General features: G+C 69.8%; 21 protein-coding genes. 17 read left to right on the top strand and 4 right to left on the bottom strand.

The window, feature by feature from the left end; all coding sequences use genetic code 11:
• Positions 1–3: 3 nt before the first annotated feature.
• The 13 genes from bcsA to BMX96_RS04360 all read left to right on the top strand — a co-directional run bounded on the left by bcsA (position 4) and on the right by BMX96_RS04360 (position 13569).
• Positions 4–2427, top strand: a complete 2424-nt coding sequence (gene bcsA / locus BMX96_RS04420; protein WP_091844436.1) for a UDP-forming cellulose synthase catalytic subunit — start codon at positions 4–6, stop codon at positions 2425–2427.
• Positions 2424–4856, top strand: a complete 2433-nt coding sequence (locus BMX96_RS04415; RefSeq protein WP_091844435.1) for a cellulose biosynthesis cyclic di-GMP-binding regulatory protein BcsB — start codon at positions 2424–2426, stop codon at positions 4854–4856. The genes bcsA and BMX96_RS04415 overlap by 4 nt, the downstream gene beginning before the upstream one ends.
• Complete coding sequence (locus tag BMX96_RS04410; RefSeq protein ID WP_091844434.1) at positions 4856–5926, top strand: family 8 glycosyl hydrolase; 1071 nt, start codon at positions 4856–4858, stop codon at positions 5924–5926. Before BMX96_RS04415 ends, BMX96_RS04410 begins: the two co-directional genes overlap by 1 nt.
• Entirely contained in the window at positions 5911–7341 is a 1431-nt protein-coding gene (locus BMX96_RS04405) for a hypothetical protein (RefSeq protein WP_091844433.1), read from the top strand. Before BMX96_RS04410 ends, BMX96_RS04405 begins: the two co-directional genes overlap by 16 nt.
• A 130-nt stretch (positions 7342–7471) precedes the next feature.
• A complete protein-coding gene (locus tag BMX96_RS04400; RefSeq protein ID WP_091844432.1) occupies positions 7472–8176 on the top strand; it encodes an ABC transporter permease in 705 nt (234 codons plus the stop codon).
• Complete coding sequence (locus tag BMX96_RS04395; RefSeq protein WP_091844431.1) at positions 8170–8883, top strand: ATP-binding cassette domain-containing protein; 714 nt, start codon at positions 8170–8172, stop codon at positions 8881–8883. Before BMX96_RS04400 ends, BMX96_RS04395 begins: the two co-directional genes overlap by 7 nt.
• Complete coding sequence (locus BMX96_RS04390) at positions 8880–9683, top strand: ABC transporter substrate-binding protein (protein WP_091844430.1); 804 nt, start codon at positions 8880–8882, stop codon at positions 9681–9683. Before BMX96_RS04395 ends, BMX96_RS04390 begins: the two co-directional genes overlap by 4 nt.
• Positions 9680–10138 carry a hypothetical protein gene (locus BMX96_RS04385; RefSeq protein ID WP_091844429.1) on the top strand — a complete coding sequence of 153 codons (459 nt, stop codon included), beginning with the start codon at positions 9680–9682 and terminating at the stop codon, positions 10136–10138. The genes BMX96_RS04390 and BMX96_RS04385 overlap by 4 nt, the downstream gene beginning before the upstream one ends.
• Positions 10135–10551, top strand: coding sequence for a holo-ACP synthase (gene acpS / locus BMX96_RS04380; RefSeq protein ID WP_073129280.1), 417 nt, complete (start codon positions 10135–10137; stop codon positions 10549–10551). The genes BMX96_RS04385 and acpS overlap by 4 nt, the downstream gene beginning before the upstream one ends.
• Positions 10552–10704: 153 nt before the next feature.
• Positions 10705–11184: a nucleoside deaminase gene (locus BMX96_RS04375; RefSeq protein ID WP_175481654.1), complete on the top strand. Its 480-nt coding sequence runs from the start codon at positions 10705–10707 to the stop codon at positions 11182–11184.
• A gap of 53 nt (positions 11185–11237) precedes the next feature.
• The gene (gene lepB / locus BMX96_RS04370; protein ID WP_091844427.1) at positions 11238–12023 is read left to right on the top strand and encodes a signal peptidase I; all 786 of its coding nucleotides are present in this window, start codon (positions 11238–11240) and stop codon (positions 12021–12023) included.
• Complete coding sequence (rnc, locus tag BMX96_RS04365) at positions 12020–12697, top strand: ribonuclease III (protein ID WP_091844426.1); 678 nt, start codon at positions 12020–12022, stop codon at positions 12695–12697. Before lepB ends, rnc begins: the two co-directional genes overlap by 4 nt.
• Positions 12694–13569, top strand: coding sequence for a DMT family transporter (locus tag BMX96_RS04360; protein ID WP_236736955.1), 876 nt, complete (start codon positions 12694–12696; stop codon positions 13567–13569). The genes rnc and BMX96_RS04360 overlap by 4 nt, the downstream gene beginning before the upstream one ends.
• On the opposite strand, the gene BMX96_RS04355 is transcribed toward BMX96_RS04360, so the two are convergent.
• Entirely contained in the window at positions 13554–14510 is a 957-nt protein-coding gene (locus BMX96_RS04355) for an NAD(P)H-binding protein (RefSeq protein ID WP_091844425.1), read from the bottom strand. The two genes, BMX96_RS04360 and BMX96_RS04355, sit on opposite strands and share 16 nt — an antisense overlap.
• A 99-nt stretch (positions 14511–14609) precedes the next feature.
• Between BMX96_RS04355 and era the strand changes: the two genes are divergently transcribed.
• Genes era through recO form a run of 3 tightly spaced genes read left to right on the top strand, consistent with a single transcriptional unit; the run spans position 14610 to position 16609 of the window.
• Entirely contained in the window at positions 14610–15515 is a 906-nt protein-coding gene (gene era, locus BMX96_RS04350; RefSeq protein WP_091844424.1) for a GTPase Era, read from the top strand.
• 36 nt (positions 15516–15551) lie between these two features.
• Entirely contained in the window at positions 15552–15881 is a 330-nt protein-coding gene (locus BMX96_RS04345; RefSeq protein WP_091844423.1) for a DUF1491 family protein, read from the top strand.
• A complete protein-coding gene (recO, locus tag BMX96_RS04340) occupies positions 15878–16609 on the top strand; it encodes a DNA repair protein RecO (RefSeq protein ID WP_091844422.1) in 732 nt (243 codons plus the stop codon). The genes BMX96_RS04345 and recO overlap by 4 nt, the downstream gene beginning before the upstream one ends.
• Here the strand turns inward: recO and BMX96_RS04335 are convergent.
• Together BMX96_RS04335 and BMX96_RS04330 are read right to left on the bottom strand one after the other, a co-directional pair.
• Positions 16594–16992, bottom strand: coding sequence for an META domain-containing protein (locus BMX96_RS04335; RefSeq protein ID WP_091844421.1), 399 nt, complete (start codon positions 16990–16992; stop codon positions 16594–16596). The genes recO and BMX96_RS04335 overlap by 16 nt on opposite strands.
• Before the next feature lie 118 nt (positions 16993–17110).
• The gene (locus BMX96_RS04330; protein WP_091844420.1) at positions 17111–18802 is read right to left on the bottom strand and encodes an acyl-CoA dehydrogenase family protein; all 1692 of its coding nucleotides are present in this window, start codon (positions 18800–18802) and stop codon (positions 17111–17113) included.
• A gap of 163 nt (positions 18803–18965) precedes the next feature.
• Here BMX96_RS04330 and BMX96_RS04325 point away from each other — a divergent pair, with 163 nt between their 5' ends.
• Positions 18966–19736 carry a sulfite exporter TauE/SafE family protein gene (locus tag BMX96_RS04325; protein ID WP_091844419.1) on the top strand — a complete coding sequence of 257 codons (771 nt, stop codon included), beginning with the start codon at positions 18966–18968 and terminating at the stop codon, positions 19734–19736.
• A 75-nt stretch (positions 19737–19811) separates the two neighbouring features.
• Here the strand turns inward: BMX96_RS04325 and BMX96_RS04320 are convergent, their stop codons facing one another.
• A complete protein-coding gene (locus BMX96_RS04320; RefSeq protein ID WP_091844418.1) occupies positions 19812–21410 on the bottom strand; it encodes a phosphoenolpyruvate carboxykinase in 1599 nt (532 codons plus the stop codon).
• Positions 21411–21498 lie beyond the last annotated feature (88 nt).

The following is a 21498-nucleotide window of genomic DNA, read 5'->3' as shown; positions in this document are numbered from 1 at the left end:
GCCATGGCGTTCTTCAAATCCAACCGGCAGCTTCCGATCGCCGAAGCGGCGTCGGTCAGCCTTTGGGTCCTGGTGGGTGCCATCGGCGTGATCCTGGCGTCGATCCCGATCTCGACCTGGGCCCAGGCTCTTCTGGGGGTGACGGGCGTGCTGTGCGTCGTGTTGTTGCGCCCGATGGCCGACCGGGCCGCGCCCCGCTTCGCGCTTCTGGCGATCGCCGGGGCGCTGGTCCTGCGCTACTGGATCTGGCGGGTGACCGAAACGCTGCCGGGGCTCGACGCGCCGTTGTCCTTCACCTGCGCCATGCTGCTGCTGATCACCGAGACCTACGCGATCCTGGTGTTCTTCCTCACGACCTTCATGACCGCCGATCCGCTGACACGACCGGTGCCGCCGACCGTGCGGGTGGATGAGCTGCCCACCGTTGACGTGCTGGTGCCCAGCTATAACGAGCCGGCCGCGATGCTGAAGGTGACGCTGGCCGCGTGCCGGAACATGCACTACCCGGCCGAGAAGCTGCGCGTGGTGCTGTGCGACGATGGCGGCACGGACCAGCGGGTCAACAGCGAGGATCCCGCGACGGCGCGGGCGGCGGCCGCGCGGCGGGCCGAGCTCCAGGCGCTTTGTGCCGATCTCGGGGTGCTATATTCCACCCGGGCCCGCAACGAACATGCGAAGGCCGGGAACATGTCGGCAGCGCTGGCCCTGCTCGACGGGGACCTTGTCGCCGTGTTCGATGCCGACCACGTGCCCAGCCGCGATTTCCTGGCGCGGACCGCGGGGTATTTCCTGAAGCACGACGACCTGTTCCTCGTGCAGACCCCGCATTTCTTCCTCAACCCCGATCCGATCATGCGCAACGTGGGCACGGTCAGCCACTGCCCCCCCGAGAACGAGATGTTCTACGGTCATATCCACCGGGGGCTGGATCGCTGGGACGGCGCGTTCTTCTGCGGCTCGGCCGCGCTGATCCGGCGCGACGCGCTGGACAGCGTCGGCGGTTTCTCGGGCGAAACCATCACCGAGGACGCCGAGACGGCGCTGGACATCCACGCCTCGGGCTGGCGGTCGATCTACGTCAACCGCGCCATGATCGCCGGGCTTCAGCCCGAAAGCTTCGTCAGCTTCATCCAGCAGCGCGGGCGCTGGGCCACGGGCATGATGCAGATGCTGCTGCTGAAGAATCCGCTGATGCGCCGCGGCCTGAGCGTGACCCAGCGCCTGTGCTACGTGAACTCCATGAGCTTCTGGTTCTTCCCTCTGGTGCGGATGGTGTTCCTGCTGGCGCCGCTGGCGTACCTGTTCTTCGGGCTCGAGATCTTCGTCGCCACCCGGGCCGAGGTCGTGGCCTACATGGCGACCTATGTGGCCACGTCCTTCATCGTGCAGAACGCGCTGTTCAACCGGACGCGGTGGCCCTTGATGTCCGAGCTCTACGAGACGGCGCAGGCGCCCTATCTCAGCCGCGCGGTCCTGCGCACCTTCGCGAAGCCGCGCGCGGCCCGGTTCAACGTCACCGCCAAGGACGAAACCCTGGACGAAACCGCGATCAGCCCGATCGCCGCGCCGCTGTTCTGGCTGTTCGGCCTGCTGGCGCTGGGCGTCGTCGCGGCGGGCGTGCGGTATTCGCTCTATCCCGGCGACCGCGAGGTGCTGCAGGTCGTGGGCGGCTGGGCGGTGTTCAACCTGGTGCTGGTGGGCGCCGCGCTGGCCTGCGTGCGCGAGACGCAACAGCGCCGGGGCGCCCCGCGCGTCAAGCTCGACGAGCCTGCCATCGTCGCTTTGGCGGGGCATCCGAACCGCAAGATGGCCGCGACGGTCATCGATGGCTCCCTGTCGGGCCTGTCGCTGGAGATCGCCGGTGGCCCCGACATAGCGCCCGGCCAGGTGGCCGAGGGGGCACCGCTGCGCGTCCTGCCCGCGCTGGTCGAGGCGCCGTCGCTGGCGCACCCGATCTCGGGCCATGTCCGCTGGTCCCGCCGCGAGCGCGGCAAGATCGCCATGGGCATCGCCTACGACGAGAACCAGCCGACCATCGTGGCCGAGACGGTGGCGCAGATGATCTATGGCAAATCAAGCCGCTGGGCCGCCATGCGCGATCATTACTTCCACGAGAAGGGCTTGCTGGGCGGTATCCTGTATATCCCGCGGCTGTCGCTGCGCGGCACCGTGTCGGCCTTTGCCGCGCTGGCGGCCGAGCCGGGGCGCCGCCGCCGCGCCGCGCAGCGGGCACTGCACTCGACCATCGCGCTCGAGCCGCCGGCCCATATCGTGGCTTTCGCCGGGTACGAGGATTTCGCGGCCACCGGTCAGACCGTGCCCTTCGCGCCCGAGACCGATGACGACCTGGTGGCCGAGCCTGCCGCCGCCTTTGCCGGGTTGCGCGCCAACGGATCCGGCGCCCAAGGGATGGAGCGCGGCCAATGATCCTTCGCTCGCACACGATCATCTTCGCGGCCCTGGCGGCCTGCACGCTGGCCGCGGCGCCCGGCATTGCCCCGGCCGAAGAGGGCGGCATGATCCGCATCCCCGACCTGACGGCGGTCGACGAGACCGCGCCGGCCACCGGCAATATAGACGTGGTCGCGGGCGAGATGGACCTGCCTTCCGCCGCCGCGGCGCGCATGCAATTCCACCGGCCCGCCACCGGGCCGGTCCCCGTCGCGGTCGAGGCCCGCGAACCGATCCTGTCGCCGCTGCTGTCGCCCATGCCGATCCTGCCCGGTCAGACCCGCCTGCGGCTGCAGGGTGAATTTCCCGAGGCCGAGTTCACGTTGTTCCTGCCCCAGGGCACCCCCCGGGGACAGCTGGTGCTGGACCACGAAAGCGGTGTGGATGTCCTGCCCGACAGGTCATCGATGGAAGTCTTCGTGAACGACGTGTCGGTGGGCACGTTCCCCTTGGGCAAGTCGTCCGGCGACGCGCCGGACAGCCTGGCCGTTCCGTCGAACGTCTGGCTGCCCGGCGCGAACCGCGTCCGCATCGCGCTGTCGCAGGTGCACCGCATCTATTGCGGGCCCGAGGCGGCGTTCGACCTTTGGACCGATCTCGACCTGGCGACGTCGGGCGCGCTCATCGACGAACGGCCGACGATCTCGGGGCCCGCGGACTTCGTGGCCGCCGTGGCGCGCGACGCGGCGGCGGGACGCGCGATCGAGCTGCGCGATCCCGGTGGCATCGCCGAGGGGGTCGCGGCCACGCTGGACATCGCGGCTTACCGGCTCAGCCGGATGATGGGCGGTCACACCTTGCGCTACGCCGAAAGCGGCGGCTGGCCGGTGGTCGCGGCGCCTGCGGAAGGAGACACGCCCGATGGCGCCGAGGACACAACGGATGCGGTCGAGCCGGCACCTGAAGCACCCTCGCACGCCCGCATCACCCTGATCCACCGTGGTGCGCTGGCCATCGATGACGGCCGCCCGGACATGGAGTTCCGTCGCGCCGGCGACGGGGCCGAGGTGCTGGTCCTGCGGCTCGACCCGCAATCGTCGAACCAGCACGTGGACGCCGCCTTGGGCGTGGCGTTCGATGAGCTGATGGCCCATGTCCGGGAAGACGCGCCCGGTCTGTCGCCGACCAGTGGCCTTGCGGTGGGCGCCGGGACCCTCATGCGGCCCGGCGGGCCGGTGCGCCTGTCGGATCTGGGCATGCAGACCATCCGAACCTCGTCGCATTACTTCCATCGCAGCCAGGTCTTCACCCTGCCGCGCGACTGGTTGATCCTGACCGCGCAAAAAGCGGTGCTGCACCTCGACTACGCCTACGCGCGCAAGCTGCCGAATGAGGCCAAGCTGCTGATCAAGGTCAACGGTGAGACGGTCCGCCTGCTGCCGCTGGTGGACGAAGGCGGCGTGTTGATCGAACAGTTCCCGGTCAAATTCGGCGCCAACCTGCTGCGCGAAGGGCCGAACCTCCTGCAGTTCGAGGCGCTGATCCCCGGCGCACCGTCGGATTTCGCCTGCCCCGAGAACGCCTTTCCCAAGCTCGAGATCCGGGGCAGCACGACGCTGACCGTTCCCGCCTCGCCGCGGATGCGCGTGCCGGACCTGCGCGGGGCCACCGCGGCGCTGAGGGCGGGGAATTTCGACCTGTCCTCTTCGGGTGCCGAAGATCTGTCGATGGCCGACCGGCTGTCGCTCGTCACCGCCCTCGGGATGCCGTCCGAGGGTGCGGCGCACCTTACCGTGCTGAGCGCCGACGCCCTGCCACGTCTTCCCATGGGGGATTATACCTTCTCGCCGCTGGCCCTGCGCGACGTCCTGACCAAGTCGCCCATCGTCGAATTGCCGCTGCCGGCGTATGACGCCCGGATCGGCGAGGTGCCCGACGACAGCCCCTTCATCGGTCCCGCCACCGGTTCCGAGCCGCCTCGCACGGCCCGCCTGGCCGGCCTGTTCGGGCAAGCGGTGGGCACGGTCGCGGCGAACATCGCCGCCGTCCAGGCGCGGCTGCTGCCGGACGCCGATGCCGACGCCGATGCCTGGCTCGACGCGCAGCGTGGGCAGGCGATCCTGTTGCAACTGGACGTGACCCGGCCCGACCGCCTGTGGCTGGTGCTGGGCCCCCGGACGGATTTCGCCCACGTGGCCGCGCGACTGGCGGCGGGCCGGCGCAGCATCGCGGGACCGAACGGCCAGATGGCGGTGCTGGGCCATGACGACACCTGGCGCAGCTGGGCCGACAGCCGCCGCATGCCCGAGCTGCGCGAGCGTCTGACCCTCGCCAACTTCCGGCAGGTGGCCGGGAATTACGCGTCGTGGCGCCCGCTCTATTTCACCGCGGCGCTGTTCGGCGTGGCGCTTGTCTTCGCGGCCCTCGCCCTGCGGCTGGTCGTCCTGACGCGGAGGCCGGATTGATGCTGCGGCGCGATCTGCTGGCTGGCCTGGCGGCGTTGCCGCTGGCCCGTAACGGCCTTGCCCTGGCGGCGTCCGGGGCGGGCGACCACCCGCTGGCCCGCGCCTGGGCGGCGTGGAAAGCGGCGCATCTGGAGGCATCGGGCCGGGTGGTCGACGGCCTTCAGGGCGGTGCAAGCCATTCCGAGGGGCAGGGCTATGGCATGGTGCTGGCCAGCGCTCTGGGCGACGAGACGGCGTTCGACGCCATGCTGGACTGGACGCTGGCGCACCTGGCCCTGCGCGACGACGCGCTGCTCTGCTGGCGCTGGCTGCCGGACGCGGCCACGCCCGTGCCCGACCGCAACAACGCGTCGGATGCGGACCTGTTCTTTGCCTGGGCGCTCATGCGCGGGGCCGACCGGTTCGACCGGCCCGCGCTGGCCAGCCGTGCCGGGGCGAGCGTCGCCGCCCTGTCGGCCCGCTGCATCGCGCCCTGGCCGGGACAGGAGGGGCGACTGTTGCTTGTGCCGGGGGCCGAGGGCTTCGCCATCGACGGCGGCCACGTGATCAACCCGTCCTATTACATGCTGCGCGCCATGCAGGAGCTGGGCGCGCGGTTCCGCGACGCCCGGCTGGTGGCGGCGGCGCGGGACGGAAACGAGTTGCTCGCCGACCTGGCGCGGCTCGGTCCCGTGCCCGACTGGGTCGAGGTGACCGCCGAGGGCTTGGGCAACGCGCTGCAATTCTCGTCCAACGCGGGCTACGAATCGCTGCGCGTGCCGCTCTGGATGATCTGGTCGGCCCGACCGGATCACCCGGCCGTGGCGCGTGCCTATGCGCCGGGTTCGGCCCGCGCGGTGCCCGACGGGCTGACGGCGACGGTCGTCGACGGGAAGACCGGTGCCGTGCTCGAGACCTCGGCCGATCCGGGCTACCGCGCCATCGCCGCGCTGACCGCCTGCGCGGTCGATCGCAACATGGGCTCGGCCATGCCGCCCTTCGACGCCGCGCAGCCCTATTACCCCGCCACGCTGCACCTTTTCGCCTATCTCGCCCAAATGGACGTGCTTCCCGAATGCTTCCCCATCTGATCCCGCACCGTGCCGCCCTGCTGGCCCTCGCCCTTGCCACCGTGTCGCCCGTGGCCGAGGCTCGCGATCTTCCCGCCGCCGAGCTGCGCGCCCTGAAATACTACGTCGAGACCGGCGACCGCAGGTCCGCCAGCGCCGAGCTCGCCCGGCTGAAGGCGCGTTATCCCGATTGGACGCCGCCCAACGACCTGACCCGGATCGGCAGTGGCGCGTCGGCGGCCGACGGCCCTGGCGACGAGGCCAATCGCGTCTGGCGGCTGATCGAGATCGGCAATCTCGAAGCGGCCCGCGGGCGTCTCGACCACCTGAAGGCGGTCCATCCCGACTGGCAGCCGCCGGCCGAGATGGAGGAGCTGTTGTCGCTGGCCGAAACGCAGGCCGCGTTCGACGGTGCCATCGCCGCCGGCGACGCCCCCGCCGCCATCGCGGCGGTCCGGGCGAATCCGTCCATCCTGCGCTGCGACCGGGTGAACAACGCGTGGCAACTGGCGACGATGCAGCACAAGACCGGCGACACGGACTTGGCGCTGGCCACCTATCGCGGGGTCCTGGGCAGCTGCACCGATACCGGCGTGCTGGTCGCCACGTTGCAGAAGGCCCATTCCATCGGCACCCCGGCCGACACGCGCACGCTGGCCGAATTCGCCCGCGCCCGCCGTCCCGCCGCGCGGGCCTCGATCGACACGGCCGAGAGGCAGCTGATGGGGGCCGGCGACGCCACCGCGCCCGCGCCGGCCCGGACGGCCACGGCCCGGCCCGCCAGTCGCGCCGTGGCGGCGCCCTCGACCCCGCCCGCTCGGACGGTGCCGGTCGCGCCGGAGGCGGGCGCCACCCGGCCAAGGGGCGCGCTGCCCGACACGGGCGACGCCCGGGTGGCTTCGGTGCGTGACGCGGCGCGGGCCGGGGCCTGGGCGCAGTGTCTCGACCGCTCGACGGCGCCGCGCTCGGTCGACGTGCTCTACGAGCGCGGCTGGTGCGCCTATAACCAGAACCGATCGCTCGAGGCGCTGGCGGCCTTCCGCACCGCCTCGACCTCGGGGCTCGACGCCGTCGTCCGGCGGGATGCACGGTTCGGCATGATCCTGGCCTTCCTCGCCAACCAGATGACCGAGGATGCCGCCCGGCTCGCGGCGACCACCGACCTGACGGACGAGCAGCGGTTGCAGGTCGAGGCGGTCATCCTGGACCAGCGCGGCGTGCGGGCCTTCCAGCAGGACGATTTCCGTGGCTCGATCACGTATCTCGACGCGCTCGAACGGCTGACCGGTGGCATCCGCCGCGATCTCGCGATCATGCGGGCCTATGCGCACCTGAACGCGGGCGACCGGCGCACGGCCTATCGCCAGTTCGAAGACCTGCACGACCAGCTGGCCACGCCCGAGACCCGCAAGGGCCTGAACGCCGCCCGGGGCTGATCGCCGGTCCCGACGCGGCGGACGGAAATGGGGCGCGTTGCGCCGTGCCGTGCGGGGCGGCGCAGCATGTCGGGTTGACGTCGGCCCGGCGGGCTGAATATCTCGCGCCGAAGCTTGAGCAGGCGGGCGCATGAACGACATCTGGGCCGGGATCGCGTCGGCGATCCGGCTGATCCTTACCGCCGACGCGAACCTGGTCGAAATCTCGCTCAGGTCGTTGCAGGTCACGCTCAGCGCGCTGGCCATCGCCTGCCTGATCGCGCTGCCGCTGGGCACGTTCCTGGCGATCCAGCGGTTCCGGTTCCGCCGTGGCGTCATCGCGGTGCTGAACGCGCTGATGGGGCTGCCGCCGGTGGTGGTCGGCCTCGTGGTCTATATCCTGCTGTCGCGCGCCGGGCCCTTCGGGGTGCTGAACCTGCTATTCACCCCAACGGCCATGGTGATCGCGCAGGTCATCATCATCACGCCCCTGATCGCGTCGATCACCCACCAGGCCATGCGCGATCTCTGGGCCGAGTATCACGACCTGCTGATCTCGCTGAACACCGGCAAGCTGCAGCGCGTGGCGACCCTGATCCGCGACGGGCGGCGGTCGCTGATGACGGCGGCGCTGGCCGGGTTCGGCCGCGCCATCGGCGAGGTGGGGGCGATCATGATCGTGGGCGGCAATATCGAGCATCACACCCGCGTGTTGACCACCGCCATCGCGCTGGAGACCGGGCGCGGAGATTTCGCCCTGGCGCTGGGCCTTGGGTTCGTCCTGATCGGGCTGGCGCTGGGGGTGAACCTGCTGACCCACTGGCTGGGCCGAACCGAGGTCGAGGGCAGATGGTGAGCCTGTTTCCCCTGACCCTGACCGAAGGCCTGGTGCGCCGCCGGGGGCGGGTCATCATGGGGCCCGTCTCGCTGACCGTCGAGGGGCGCGGGCTCACGGTGCTAATGGGGCCGAACGGGGCGGGCAAGTCGACCTTGCTGAAGGCGCTACACGGGATCGAGCGGTTGAGCGCGGGCCGCCTGGGCCATGGCTGCCCCTCGGACCAGTCCCACGCTGCGCAGGCCTTCGTGTTCCAGACGCCGGTGGTGCTGCGCCGCTCGGTCGCCGCGAACCTGGCCTATCCGCTGAAGCTGCACGGGGTCGGCCGCGCCGAACGCGCCCGGCTGATCGAGGACTGGTCCGCCCGCATCCGCCTGTCGGACCGGCTGGACCAGCCCGCCGCGCGCCTGTCGGGCGGCGAGCGCCAGAAGCTCGCCACTGCCCGCGCGTTGATCCGGTCGCCGCAACTGCTGTTCCTGGACGAGCCGACGGCCAATCTCGACGGCCGTTCCACGCGCGAGATCGAAGACCTGTTGCGCGCGGCCCGCGACGGCGGCACAAGGATCGTCATGGCGACCCATGATTTCGCACAGGCACGGCGTCTGGCAGACGACGCCTGGTTCATGATGAATGGCCGCATCGTCGAAACGGGGCCATCGCCGCAGTTCTTTGACACACCCACGCGGTCGGAAACCCGCGCGTTCCTCAGGGGGGATATCCTGGAATGAAAGCCTTTCTATCAATTCTTCTGGCCGTTTGGGCCGGGGTCGCCGTCGCGCAGGACCGTACCATGCGCATGGCGGTGACCACGTCGTTCGAGAACTCGGGCCTGGCGGATGTCCTGCTGCCCGCGATCGCCGAGGATACGGGGATCGAGGTGCAACTGCTGGTCGTGGGCACCGGCCAGGCAATTCGCCTGGGCGAGGCGGGAGATGTCGATGCCGTCCTGGTCCATTCGCGCCCGGCCGAAGAAGCGTTCGTCGCCGCCGGCCACGCGCCCTACCGCCGCGAGATCATGTATAACGACTTCGTGCTGATCGGGCCCGAGGCTGACCCGGCGGCCATCGCCGACACCGGGACGGCGGCGGAGGCCTTGGCGGCCATCGCGTCCACCGGTGCACCCTTCGTCAGCCGCGGCGACGACAGCGGCACCCACAAGGCCGAACTGGCGCTTTGGGACGCGGCCGACGTGGCGCCGCGCGGCGACTGGTACCGTCCCGTGGGCGCGGGAATGGGCGCCGCCCTGAACACGGCCGCCGGAATGGATGCCTATATCCTGGCGGACCGCGCGAGCTGGCTGAACTTCGCCAACAAGGGCGATCTCGCGCTGCTGTTCTCGGGCGACCCGGTGCTGTTCAACCAGTATGCCTACCTGCCGGTGAGCCAGGACGAGCATCCGGACGTCCGCGCCGACCTGGCGGCCGAGCTGGAGGACTGGCTGGTCTCCGACACCGCGGCCGAGCTGATCGACGGCTACCGCGTCGCGGGCGAGCAGCTGTTCACCTTCAACGCCTCGCCGGCCGAATGAGGACAGGGGTTGCGCTCATCGCGCTGAGTCTGGCGCTTTCGCCCGCCACGCCGGGCGTCGCGCAGGGCCTGCGCGACTGCGACACGTTCGAGGCCAATGCGCGCAACCTCGTCTTCCCCGTGGACGCCAACACCCGCAGCTTCGCCAATGGGGCCGTGCGTTTCATCACCTTGGACACGGGCGGCGAGCCCGCCTGCTGTTCGACCCATCTCATGGTGCTGCTTCCGGACCCGGAGGAGCCGTTCGATATCTGCCGATTGATCTCGCACCGGGACAGCCTGGGCTTCACGGGCCTGTCGCTGGACCGGGCGGATGTCGGCTATGACCCCGCGCGGGGGCTTCGGGTCGCCATCCCCGGCGTGGTACAGGACGGCTCGGGCCCACGGCCGCTGACCCTGACGGTCGGGGTGAACCAGCAGACCGGCGTCGTCACCGCGGATATTGCCCCGCGATGATCCTGGGCGTGGGCACAGACCTGGCGAATATCGACCGGATCGCCGGCACGCTCGAGCGGTTCGGCGACCGCTTCCGCAACCGCGTTTTCACCGAGACCGAGCAGCGCAAGGCGGAACGCCGCGCCGACACGCCCGGCACCTACGCCAAGCGCTGGGCCGCGAAAGAGGCGTGTTCGAAGGCCCTTGGCACCGGGCTGCGCATGGGCATCGCGTGGAAGGACATGGCCGTCAGCAACCTGCCCACCGGCCAGCCTGTGATGCATGTCACCGGCTGGGCGGCGGATCGCCTGGCCGCCATGACCCCGCCGGGGCACGAGGCGATCATCCACGTGACGCTGACCGACGATCACCCCTGGGCACAGGCCTTCGTGGTGATCGAGGCGCGGCCCATCGGCGCCTCGGCAACCACCTGAGCGGACCGGCTGGCGCCAATGCGAGAGGCGCTGCCTCGCGCGCTCTCCGGCGCATTTCGGAACAAGGGGGAGGGGGCGGGGCCGCCGCGTGACGGCGGGAACCGGGCCCGGGCACCCGCGTTCGTCGTGGCAATCAGGACAAGGATCACAGCAATGGCCGAAACCGAGCCGACCGAGGCCGAAACCGCGACGCTGGCCCGCGCCATCACCCGCGCGCAAGGCCTGACCGAGCGCGGGCAGGGCGCGCCCATCGTGGCCGCCGTGATGGATGGCGACAAGGTCATGGCCTGGGGTGACAACGAGGTCCACGTGGACCAGGACCCCACCCGCCACGCCGAGATCGTGGCCATCGCCCATGCCTGCGCGGACCAGGGCCATCCGGACCTGTCGGGCAAGACGCTGATCACGACGTTGCAACCTTGCGAGATGTGCCTGGGCGCGCTGCGCTTCGCCGGGATCTCGCGCGTGGTCTTCGCCGCGGGCCGGCCGCGCGTGAAAGACGGGTATTTCCAGTTCCACGGGCTGGAACTGGCCGATTTCGCCGCCGCCTGCGACGGAGATCTGGACTGGGCCGGTCACGTGATGGAAGACGATGTGCTGAACCTTTACGGTGCGCGCGAGGCCTCGGCTTGACACCCCGCGGCAGGCCACTCATGTAGCGGCAGCTTGCGACGAAGGGGGCCCCCATGGCCAAGGCCGAAAAGACCGACGGCATTCTCGAGACGGTCAAGACCATTGTCTACGCGCTGCTGATCGCGGGGATCTTCCGCACGCTGTTCTTCCAGCCCTTCTGGATCCCGTCGGGGTCGATGAAGGACACGCTGCTGGTGGGCGACTTCCTGTTCGTCAACAAGATGGCCTACGGCTATTCCGAGCATTCCTGCCCGTTCTCCATGTGCAAGTTCATCGACGGCCGCTGGCTGGGCTCCGAGCCCGATCGCGGCGACGTGGTGGTGTTCCGCCACCCGGTCACGGGCAGCGATTTCATCAAGCGGCTGATCGGGCTGCCGGGCGACACGGTGCAGGTGCAGCAGGGCGTGGTGTACATCAACGGCGAGGCCGCCCCGCAGGAGCCCGCCGGCGAATTCGTCGAGACCTACGAAAAGCAGGGCCCGCTGGGCAACCTGCCGCAATGCTCGAACGCGGGCGTCGCGCTGGGGTCGGACTGCGTCAAGCAGCGCTATAGCGAGACGCTGCCCGGCGGCGTCACCCACGACATCCTCGATATCCGTGAGGCGAGCCTCGACACCACGCCGGTCTATACCGTCCCCGAAGGCCATTATTTCTTCATGGGCGACAACCGCGACAACTCGACCGACAGCCGGGTTAGCCCGTCGGCCATGGGCGTGGGCTTCGTGCCTTACGAGAACCTGATCGGCCGCGCCGACCGCGTGATCTTCAGCTCGGCCGGGCGGTCGATGCTGTTCTTCTGGACCTGGCGCGCCGACCGCTTCTTCGAAGAGATCATATGAAGCTGTCGGCCGAGCAGACCGCGTTCGCCGAACGGCTCGGCCACCACTTCCGGGACCCCGAGCTGCTGATCCGCGCGCTCACCCACAGCTCGATCGGCTCGCCCACCCGGCCCGACAACCAGCGGCTGGAATTCCTGGGCGACCGGGTGCTGGGCCTCGTCATGGCCGAGGCGCTGCTGACCGCGGATCCCGACGCGCCCGAGGGGCAGCTGGCGCCGCGTTTCAACGCCTTGGTGCGCAAGGAAACCTGCGCCGCCGTGGCCCGCGATTGCGACCTGGGCGCCGTGCTGCGACTGGGCCGGTCCGAGATGATTTCGGGCGGGCGGCGGAAAGAGGCGCTGCTCGGCGACGCGATGGAGGCCGTGATCGCGGCGGTCTACCGCGACGGCGGGCTCGAGGCGGCCCGCAAGATCATCCTGCGGCATTGGTCAAAGCGGCTTGAGACGGTCGAGGCCGACAGCCGGGACGCCAAGACCGCGCTGCAGGAATGGGCGCAGGCGCGCAAGCTGCCGCCACCCAGCTATGTCGAGGTCGGGCGCAGCGGTCCCGATCACGCGCCCGTCTTCACCATCGAGGCGCGGCTCGAGACCGGGCAGAGCGCGCGGGCCGAGGCGCCGTCGAAGCGCGGCGCCGAGCAGCAGGCGGCCGCCGCCCTTCTGGACCGGCTGGAGTGAGCGACACCCGCGCCAACCTGCTCGGGGCGGCATTCATGGTGCTGGCGATGCTGGGCTTCGCCATCGAGGACGCATTGTTCAAGGCCGCCACGCGCAGCGCGTCGGCGGGGATCGGCACGCTGATCTTCGGGACCACGGGGCTTGTCCTGTTCCTGCTCTTGTCGGCCCGGGCGCGCGAACCGGTCTGGTCGGCGGATTACCTGTCGCCGGTGATGCTCTGGCGCTCGGGCTTCGAGATCGGGGGGCGGCTATTCTACGCATTGGCGCTGGCCTTCGCGCCGCTGTCCACGACCTCGGCCATCCTGCAGGCCGCGCCGCTGGTGGTGACGCTGGGCGCCGCATTGGTGCTGGGCGAGCGTGTGGGGCTGTCGCGCTGGGTCGCCACGGGCATCGGGTTCCTGGGCGTGCTGCTGATCCTGCGGCCCTTCGGCGAAGGCTTCAGCCCCGCGTTGCTGTTCGCCGTCGGCGGCATGATCGGCTTCGCCGGGCGGGACCTTGCCACGCGCGCCTCGACACCGCGGCTGTCGCGCTGGCAATTGGGTGTCTCGGGCTTCGCCATGGTGGTCATCGCGGGGGCAGTCATCACGCTGACCGAAGGCGAAAGCCGCCTGCCGGATCTGCCCGGGCTGCTGGCCCTGCTGGCGGCGGGATCGGTGGGCGTTGCGGCGTATACATCGCTGACCGGCGCGATGCGCACGGGCGAGGTGTCGGTGGTCGCGCCGTTCCGCTATGCCCGGCTGATCTTCGCGCTGATCCTGGCGGCGGTGCTGTTCGGCGAGCGGCCGGACATCGCGACCTATGTCGGTGCCGTGCTGATCGTGGGCAGCGGCATCTTCACGCTGGTGCGCTCGGGCCGTCAGAAGACAGCGTGATCGCCACGCGCGTCGCTGGTGCCAGTGGCGGCCAGCCGGGCGTAGTGGTCGCGCAGGGTGTCGTTGCCGGTCTCGGGCGTGGCGTCGGCGTCATAGCGGCCGGTGACCGGGTCCCAGACCAGCATCGACTCGGTCGCGTAATAGTGCCCGATCCGCGCAAGCTCGGCCTTGGTGCGCAGGCGGGGTAGGGCGGCGGCGCCCGCGTCCAGCAGCCGCGCGGCCCCCGACAGGATCCGCGGCGACACGCTGCGGAAGCGGGGCGTGCGGCCCAACGCATCGAATAGCATGTGACCCTGTTCGCGCGGGGTAATCGCGGGTCCGGGGCCGCCAATGGGGAGGATGCGGTTGCGCTTGTCATGGTCCGACAGGCAATCGGCCATGAACCGCGCAAGGTCCCGGTCGCTGATCGGCTTGCACGCCGTCAGCCGCCCGTCGCCGAAGAGCAGAAACGGCTTGCCCGCGCGCAACCGGTCGATCTGCCCCGACAGCGATTTGAAATAGGCGGTGGGCCGCACGATGGACCAGTCGAGTCCGGCGGCCTGCCAAGCCGCTTCGGCCCGGAGCTTGGCGTGCTGAAAGGACAGGTGTGGCTTCTGCACGCAGATGGCCGACAACAGCACTGCCCGTTGCGCCCCCGCGTCACGGGCCGCGTGCAGGGCGTCGACGGTGGCGCGGTGGTCGATGGCCTCGGCCTCGGCCGGAACGCCGGTGCGCGAGGCGAGGCAGGACACCACCGCGTCGACTTGCGCGCCTGCCAATCCGTCGCGGCGGAGCGACGCGGGGTCCTCCACCCGGGCCACCCGCGCATCGACCCCGGGCGGCGCCGATACACCGGGCCGGAGCGGGCAGATCACGTCGTGGCCGCGCGCCACCAGCTCGGACGCCACCGTGCGCCCGATGGTGCCGCTGCTGCCCAGAAGAAGAACCCGCATGCCCGCCATGGCCGCAGCCTAGGGGGCGCCGCCGGCCGGGCCAAGCGTTCTGGCAAAGGCGACCGCGATGGGATAGACCGCCGCCTTGACCCGATAGGAGACACCCACATGACCACACGCGCCGGCTTTGTCGCCCTGCTGGGCGAGCCCAACGCGGGCAAGTCCACGCTGCTGAACCGCATGGTGGGCGCCAAGGTCAGCATCGTGACCCACAAGGTGCAGACGACGCGCGCCCGGATCCGCGGCGTCGCGATGGAAGGCGACGCGCAGCTGGTCTTCGTCGACACGCCCGGCCTGTTCCAACCGCGCCGCAGGCTCGACCGCGCCATGGTCGCCGCCGCGTGGTCGGGGGCGGCGGATGCCGACATCGTCGTGTTGCTGGTCGAGGCGCATCGCGGCCTGACCGACGGGGTCGAGACGATCCTGTCGGCCCTGGAAGAGCGCGAGATCAGGACGCCGGTCGTGCTGGCCATCAACAAGATCGACCGGGTCGAGGCCAAGACCTTGCTGGGCCTGACGGCGAAGCTGAACGAGCGCTACGACTTCGCGCAGACATTCCTGATCTCGGCCGAGCGCGGCAGCGGCACCGATGATCTGAAGGCGTGGCTGGGCGGCGCGCTGCCCGAAGGGCCCTGGCTCTATCCCGAGGACCAGATCGCCGACCTGCCCATGCGGATGATCGCCGCCGAGATCACACGCGAGAAGCTGACCCTGCGCCTTCACCAGGAACTGCCCTACCAGCTGACGGTCGAGACCGAGGGCTGGGAGGAACGCGACGACGGCTCGGCCCGGGTCGACCAGGTCATCTATGTGGTGCGCGACGGGCACAAGGGTATCGTGCTGGGCAAGGGTGGCGAGACGATCAAGGCCATCAGCCAGGCCGCGCGGGCCGAGCTAACCGTGTTCACGGGCCGCAAGGTCCACCTCTTCCTGCAGGTGAAGGTCCGGCCCGGCTGGCTGGACGAGGCCGAGCGCTATACCGAGATCGGGCTGGATTTCGGCGATGGCGCCTGAGAGCGACGGATTTCCCGTGATGGTCCGGGGGCGGTCTTGGCCCGGCTGACCGCCGATTTCTGGGTGCGCGCCTATCTGCGGCGGCTGGCGGTCGAGGACATCCCGGCCTTCGTCACCGCGCGCGGCGACGATACCGCCGGCGCGGTGCTGGTCGTGGTTGCCACGCTGGACGGGCAGGCGCGCGCCTTCCAGCGCAGCTTCGACCTCGAGACCGGCGCGCGCATGTGGATGGAGCTGACCAGCGGCCCGGAGGCCGACGTGGCCGCGTCGGTCGCCAGCCAGCGGCGCATGGATCCCGACCTGTGGGTGATCGAGGTCGAGGATCGGCAGGGGCGCCACCTGCTGGATCAGCCGGGGCTGGAATGATCGAGTGGCGCGAGGAGGGCCTGGTTTTGGCCGTCCGCCGCCACGGCGAATCGGGCGCCATCGTCGACGCGCTGACCCCCGATCACGGCCGCCACCTGGGCGTTGTGCGGGGCGGGGCCGGCCGGCGGCTCGCGCCGCTTCTGCAACCGGGCGCGCAGATGGCCTTCACCTGGCGCGCGCGGCTCGAGGATCACCTGGGCAACTACACGGTCGAGCCGGTGCGCTCGCGCGCGCATCTCATGGGCGACGCGCTGGCTCTGGCGGGACTGACATCGGTCACGGCGCTGCTGGCCTTCGTGCTGCCCGAGCGCGAGGAGCAGCCGCTGCTCTACGCCCAGAGCACGGACCTGCTGGACCGGATGGGCGACGACGCCGACTGGCCGCTGTCCTACCTGTTCTGGGAGGTCTCGCTGCTGGAGCAGCTGGGCTTCGGCCTGGACCTCACCTCCTGCGCCGCCACCGGCAGCCGCGAGGACCTGGCCTACGTGTCGCCGCGCTCGGGCCGGGCGGTTTCGCGGGACGGGGCGGGCGACTGGGCCGCGCGGCTGCTGCCGCTTCCGCCCTGCCTTCTGGGGCAGGGACCGGCCAGCGCGACCGAGCTCATGCAGGGTCTCGCCATCACCGGCCATTTCCTGGGGGAACGGGTGGCGCCCGCCTTGGGCGAGCGTCCTCTTCCCGCCGCCCGCGCGCGCCTGGTCGAACGGCTGGAGCGTCAGTTCCTGGCCTGAAACACCATCTCGGTGCCGCCGGGGTCCGACAGGATCAGGGTCGGCCCCGACACCTCGGCCAGGGTCACCGCGCGCAAGGCTGCGAAATACGCGGTCTCGAGCGCAAGGTCGGGGCAGGCGCGTTTGGTCGCGCGGATGGCTCCGAATTCGATCCACGGGTAGGGCACGGTCTGCGCCGCGGAAAACGCGTTGCAGGGCCCAGTGCCGGTGACGCCATCCTGGCCGGGAAAGCTCAGCGTCGCATCGGCCCCGAAGGGCGCCCCGTTCAGGCTTTGCAGGACGTAGGCGTCGGCCGGCGCGTAGCGCGCGACGCTTTCATCGCGCTGGCATCCCGCCGCGACCGCAAGCGCGACTCCGAACGAAAGCGCCGCCCCCAGCTTCATCTTTCCAAAAATACCTATGGCGATACCCGTCAATCCGCGTCGGCGGGGCAACGGCAGCGACGCGCCTCAGCCAACGCGGCCGCGCACCCGCGGACCCCGAGCGGCCCGGCCGTCCCCCTCACCCCAGAAGCCGGCGCGCGATCACCTGCGCCTGGATCTCGGCCGCGCCTTCGAAGATGTTCAGGATCCGTGCGTCGCACAGGATGCGGCTGATCGGGTATTCCAGCGCGAAGCCGTTGCCGCCGTGGATCTGCAACCCGTTGTCGGCCGCCGCCCAGGCCACGCGGGCGCCCAGCAGCTTGGCCATGCCCGCCTCGAGATCGCAGCGCTTGCCGGCGTCCTTCTGGAAGGCGCTGAAATAGGTCAGCTGGCGGGCGACCGCGATCTCGACCGCCATCATCGCCAGCTTCCCGCTCACCCGCGGGAAGGCGATCAGGGCCTTGCCGAACTGCTTGCGGTCGGTGGCATAGCGCATGGACGCGTCCAGCGCCGATTGCGCCACGCCGATCGCCCGCGCGGCGGTCTGGATGCGGGCGGACTCGAACGTCTCCATGAGCTGTTTGAAGCCCTGGCCTTCCTCGCCGCCCAGCAGGTTGTCGCCCGCCACGCGGAAATCGTCGAAATTGACGGTGTATTCCTTCATCCCGCGATAGCCGAGCACCTCGATCTCGCCGCCCGAGATGCCAGGGTCCTGCCACGGGGCGTCGTCGGTGCCGGGGGTCTTCTCGGCCAGGAACATGCTGAGGCCACGGTAGTCGCTGGTGCCCGGCACCGTGCGGGCCAGCACCGTCATCACATGCGTGCGCGCGGCGTGGGTGATCCAGGTCTTGTTGCCGTTCAGCACCCAGTCGTCGCCGTCGCGGGTGGCCTTCGTGCGCAGCGACCCGAGATCCGATCCGGTGTTGGGTTCGGTGAAGACGGCCGTGGGCAGGATCTCGGCCGAGGCTAGACCGGGCAGCCACCTTTCCTTCTGCGCCTCGGTGCCGCCGCAGAGGATCAGCTCGGCCGCGATCTCGGAGCGGGTGCCAAGGCTGCCCACGCCGATATAGCCGCGCGACAGCTCCTCGCTCACCACGCACATGGAGGCCTTCGACAGGCCGAAGCCGCCGTATTGCTCGGGGATGGTCAGGCCGAAGACGCCCAGCTCGGCCATCTCCTGGATGACCTCCATCGGGATCAGCTCGTCCTTCAGGTGCCATTCGTGGGCGTAGGGCTCCACCCGGTCGACGCTGAAGCGGCGGAACTGTTCGCGGATCATCTCGAGCTCGTCGTCGAGGCTCGAGCGGCCGACGGTGATCTCGGCCGACTGCTCCTGCATCAGGGCCACCAGCTCGCTTCGGGCGGACTGGGTGTTGCCCTGGCGGCTGAGCGTCGTGACCGCGTCGGTGGCGAAGGCGGCCAGATCGTCGGCCCCGAGCTCCAGGTCCTGCGGGCGCAGCATTTCGCCCTGGCTCATGGGCAGGCCGCCCGACATCTGCGACAGGTATTCGCCGAAGGCGACCTGGAGGATCAGGCGCTCGAGCGGGCGCAGATGCCCGGACGCGTCCAGCCGTGTCGCCCAGTCGTGCATCTGGTGCAGCGCCTGCACGTAGGTCGCGAGCCAGGCCAGCCCGTGCGCCGCGGTCTGGTTGGCTTCGATCAGCTTGGCCGAGACGCGGTCATTCTCGGTAACGCGCGCACGCAGACGGTCCTTCGCCGTGGCCAAAAGCGCGTCGGCGGCGGGCAGGGCGTCGGCGGTCAGCGACAGCAGGTTCTCCAGCACGGCGCTGGGGGCGGTCAGATCGGTCAGGTCCTGTCCGTCATGGGGCATCGTGGGTCTTCCTTATGCTGCAGTTGCGAAGGGGCCTAGCCCGCCGACGTCCGACGCGCAAGAAGATTTCAAACGGATCACCGCTTTTGCACGAAAATGACGCAGCGACTTTGTTGCGTCGTTTTCACTGGCACCCCGACACGGGCTGCGCCTAAGTCGCGCCATGGATGCCCTTACCGACCTGCTCAGCCCCTCCGTGCTGCTTTACGCGGCGTGCGTCACCCTTGTCGCCGGGTTCGTGAAGGGCGCGGTGGGCTTCGCGATGCCTCTGGTGATGATCTCGGGCATCTCGGTCCTTGTCGAGCCCCGGCTGGTGGTGGCCGGCATCGTGCTGCCGATCCTCATGTCGAACGGTTTGCAGGTCCTGCGCGCGGGGCTGGGGCCGGCCTGGGACGCCATCGTGGATTATCGCCGCTACATCCTGATCGTCTTCGTGATGATCCTGATCTCGGCGCAGTTCGTGACGGTGATCCCGGCCCAGACCATGTATCTCGTGCTGGGCATCCCGGTGGTGGTCCTGTCGGCGCTGCAACTTCTTGGCGTGCGGTTCAGGATACCGCCCCACCGCCGGACCCTGGCCGACTGGGGGCTTGGGTTGGCGTCCGGCACGCTGGGCGGGCTGGCGGGCACCTGGGGGCCGCCGACGGTGCTGTACCTGCTGGCGCTCGACACGCCCAAGGCGCGGCAACTGTCGGTGCAGGGGGTGGTCTACGGCCTTGGGTCGGTCGCGCTTTTGGCCGGGCACCTGCAATCGGGCGTGCTGAACCGCGAGACGCTGCCGTTCTCGCTCATGCTGCTGGTGCCCGCGGCGCTAGGTATGTGGGTGGGGTTCCAGCTGGGCGACCGGCTCGACCAGGAGAAATTCCGCAAGATCACCCTGATCGTGCTGATCGTGGCCGGGCTGAACCTGATCCGGCGCGGCCTGATCGGCTGACCGCCACCGTCCCGCATGAAACAAAGGGGACCGCCGGTGGCGATCCCCCTCGGAAAATCACGGATCTTTCGGCGCTTATCCCAGCGCGATGGCGCGCACGTCGTCGTCGATATGCGTTTCGTACTGGGCGAAGTTGTCCGAGAACATCTTGACCAGTTTCGCCGCCTGCGCGTCGTAGGCCGCGCTGTCGTCCCAGGTGCGGCGCGGGTTGAGCAGCACGTCCGGCACACCGGCGACCGAGGTCGGCACGTCGAAGCCGAAATTCGGATCCTTGCGGAACGGCGATTTTTCCAGCGACCCGTCCAGCGCGGCCGACAGCAGCGCGCGGGTGGCCTTGATCGGCATCCGCTGGCCTTCGCCGAAGGCGCCGCCGGTCCAGCCGGTGTTCACCAGCCAGCAGGTCGCGCCGTGCTTGGCGATCTTCTTCTTCAGCAACTCGCCGTAGACCTCGGGGCGGCGCGGCATGAAGGGCGCGCCGAAACAGGTCGAGAAGGTCGGTTGCGGCTCGGTCACGCCGCGCTCGGTCCCGGCCACCTTGGCGGTGAAGCCCGACAGGAAGTGATACATCGCCTGCGCGGGCGTCAGCCGCGCGATGGGGGGCAGCACGCCGAAGGCATCGCAGGTCAGCATGATGACGTTCTTCGGGTGCCCGCCCAGAGCCGTGTCCGAAGCGTTCGAGATATAGTTCAGCGGGTAGGCGCAACGCATGTTGGCCGTGAGGCTGTCATCGTCGAAGTCCAGGTCGCGCGTGTCGGGATCAAAGACCATGTTCTCGATCACGGTGGCGAATTTCTGGGTGGTCGCGAAGATCTCGGGCTCGGCCTCCGGGTCGAGGCCGATGGTCTTGGCGTAGCAGCCCCCTTCGAAGTTGAAGGTGCCGCGGTCCGACCAGCCGTGTTCGTCGTCGCCGATCAGCACGCGGGCGGGGTCGGCCGACAGGGTTGTCTTGCCGGTGCCCGACAGGCCGAAGAAGACGGCGGTGTCGACGGGATTGCCCGGCGCGTGGTTGGCCGAGCAGTGCATCGGCATGATGCCCTTCTCGGGCAGAAGGTAGTTCAGCAGGGTGAACACCGATTTCTTGTTCTCGCCCGCGTACTCGGTGCCGCCGATCAGGATCAGCTTGGCGTCCATGTTGATGGCGATGACCGTGTCGGACCGGCAGCCGTGCTTCGCGGGGTCGGCCTTGAAGCTGGGGCAGTTGATGATGGTGAAATCGGGCGTGAACTCGGCCAGCGCGTCGCGGTCGGGCCGGCGCAGAAGGTGACGGATGAAAAGGCCGTGCCAGGCAAGCTCGGTGATGACCCGCACGTCCAGCCGGTGCGCGGGATCGGCCCCGCCGAAAAGATCCTGCACGAAGTAGTCGCGGCCCTTCATGTGCTCCAGCATGTCGGCGTGCAGCGCGTCGAACTTGGCGGGCTCCATGGGCGGGTTGTTTTCCCACCAGATGCTGTCCTCGACCGACGGGGTGCGGACGACGAACTTGTCCTTGGGCGAGCGGCCCGTGTGCTTGCCGGTGGCCACCAGAAGGGTGCCGCCCTGGCCGATCTTGCCTTCGCCCCGACCCAGCGCGGCTTCCATCAACAGGGGTTCGGTCAGGTTGTACTGGACGGACCCGAGCCCGGTGATGCCCTGATGCTCCAGCGTGTGGTCGGGGTTGCAGATGCCGTCGGTCATGGTCGCTCGCGCTCCGTCATTCCGACCGGCGGGCTGCCGGCCAGGGGGGCTGTTAGCATAACAGAATGGCGCGAGATAGTGACAGCAT

Origin of the sequence: Palleronia pelagia (assembly GCF_900110115.1) — a bacterium.
GTDB classification, from domain to species: domain Bacteria; phylum Pseudomonadota; class Alphaproteobacteria; order Rhodobacterales; family Rhodobacteraceae; genus Palleronia; species Palleronia pelagia.
The sequence above is the reverse complement of the archived record's forward strand: the minus strand, read 5'-3'. Positions and strand labels throughout refer to the sequence as shown.

Bases quoted from the DNA above. Each gene is read 5' to 3' on its own strand.
- bcsA (WP_091844436.1), top strand. From the start codon at position 4: ATGGCGTTCTTCAAATCCAACCGGCAGCTTCCGATCGCCGAAGCGGCG.
- BMX96_RS04415 (WP_091844435.1), top strand. From the start codon at position 2,424: ATGATCCTTCGCTCGCACACGATCATCTTCGCGGCCCTGGCGGCCTGC.
- BMX96_RS04410 (WP_091844434.1), top strand. From the start codon at position 4,856: ATGCTGCGGCGCGATCTGCTGGCTGGCCTGGCGGCGTTGCCGCTGGCC.
- BMX96_RS04405 (WP_091844433.1), top strand. From the start codon at position 5,911: ATGCTTCCCCATCTGATCCCGCACCGTGCCGCCCTGCTGGCCCTCGCC.
- BMX96_RS04400 (WP_091844432.1), top strand. From the start codon at position 7,472: ATGAACGACATCTGGGCCGGGATCGCGTCGGCGATCCGGCTGATCCTT.
- BMX96_RS04395 (WP_091844431.1), top strand. From the start codon at position 8,170: ATGGTGAGCCTGTTTCCCCTGACCCTGACCGAAGGCCTGGTGCGCCGC.
- BMX96_RS04390 (WP_091844430.1), top strand. From the start codon at position 8,880: ATGAAAGCCTTTCTATCAATTCTTCTGGCCGTTTGGGCCGGGGTCGCC.
- BMX96_RS04385 (WP_091844429.1), top strand. From the start codon at position 9,680: ATGAGGACAGGGGTTGCGCTCATCGCGCTGAGTCTGGCGCTTTCGCCC.
- acpS (WP_073129280.1), top strand. From the start codon at position 10,135: ATGATCCTGGGCGTGGGCACAGACCTGGCGAATATCGACCGGATCGCC.
- BMX96_RS04375 (WP_175481654.1), top strand. From the start codon at position 10,705: ATGGCCGAAACCGAGCCGACCGAGGCCGAAACCGCGACGCTGGCCCGC.
- lepB (WP_091844427.1), top strand. From the start codon at position 11,238: ATGGCCAAGGCCGAAAAGACCGACGGCATTCTCGAGACGGTCAAGACC.
- rnc (WP_091844426.1), top strand. From the start codon at position 12,020: ATGAAGCTGTCGGCCGAGCAGACCGCGTTCGCCGAACGGCTCGGCCAC.
- BMX96_RS04355 (WP_091844425.1), bottom strand. From the start codon at position 14,510: ATGGCGGGCATGCGGGTTCTTCTTCTGGGCAGCAGCGGCACCATCGGG.
- era (WP_091844424.1), top strand. From the start codon at position 14,610: ATGACCACACGCGCCGGCTTTGTCGCCCTGCTGGGCGAGCCCAACGCG.
- recO (WP_091844422.1), top strand. From the start codon at position 15,878: ATGATCGAGTGGCGCGAGGAGGGCCTGGTTTTGGCCGTCCGCCGCCAC.
- BMX96_RS04335 (WP_091844421.1), bottom strand. From the start codon at position 16,992: ATGAAGCTGGGGGCGGCGCTTTCGTTCGGAGTCGCGCTTGCGGTCGCG.
- BMX96_RS04330 (WP_091844420.1), bottom strand. From the start codon at position 18,802: ATGCCCCATGACGGACAGGACCTGACCGATCTGACCGCCCCCAGCGCC.
- BMX96_RS04325 (WP_091844419.1), top strand. From the start codon at position 18,966: ATGGATGCCCTTACCGACCTGCTCAGCCCCTCCGTGCTGCTTTACGCG.
- BMX96_RS04320 (WP_091844418.1), bottom strand. From the start codon at position 21,410: ATGACCGACGGCATCTGCAACCCCGACCACACGCTGGAGCATCAGGGC.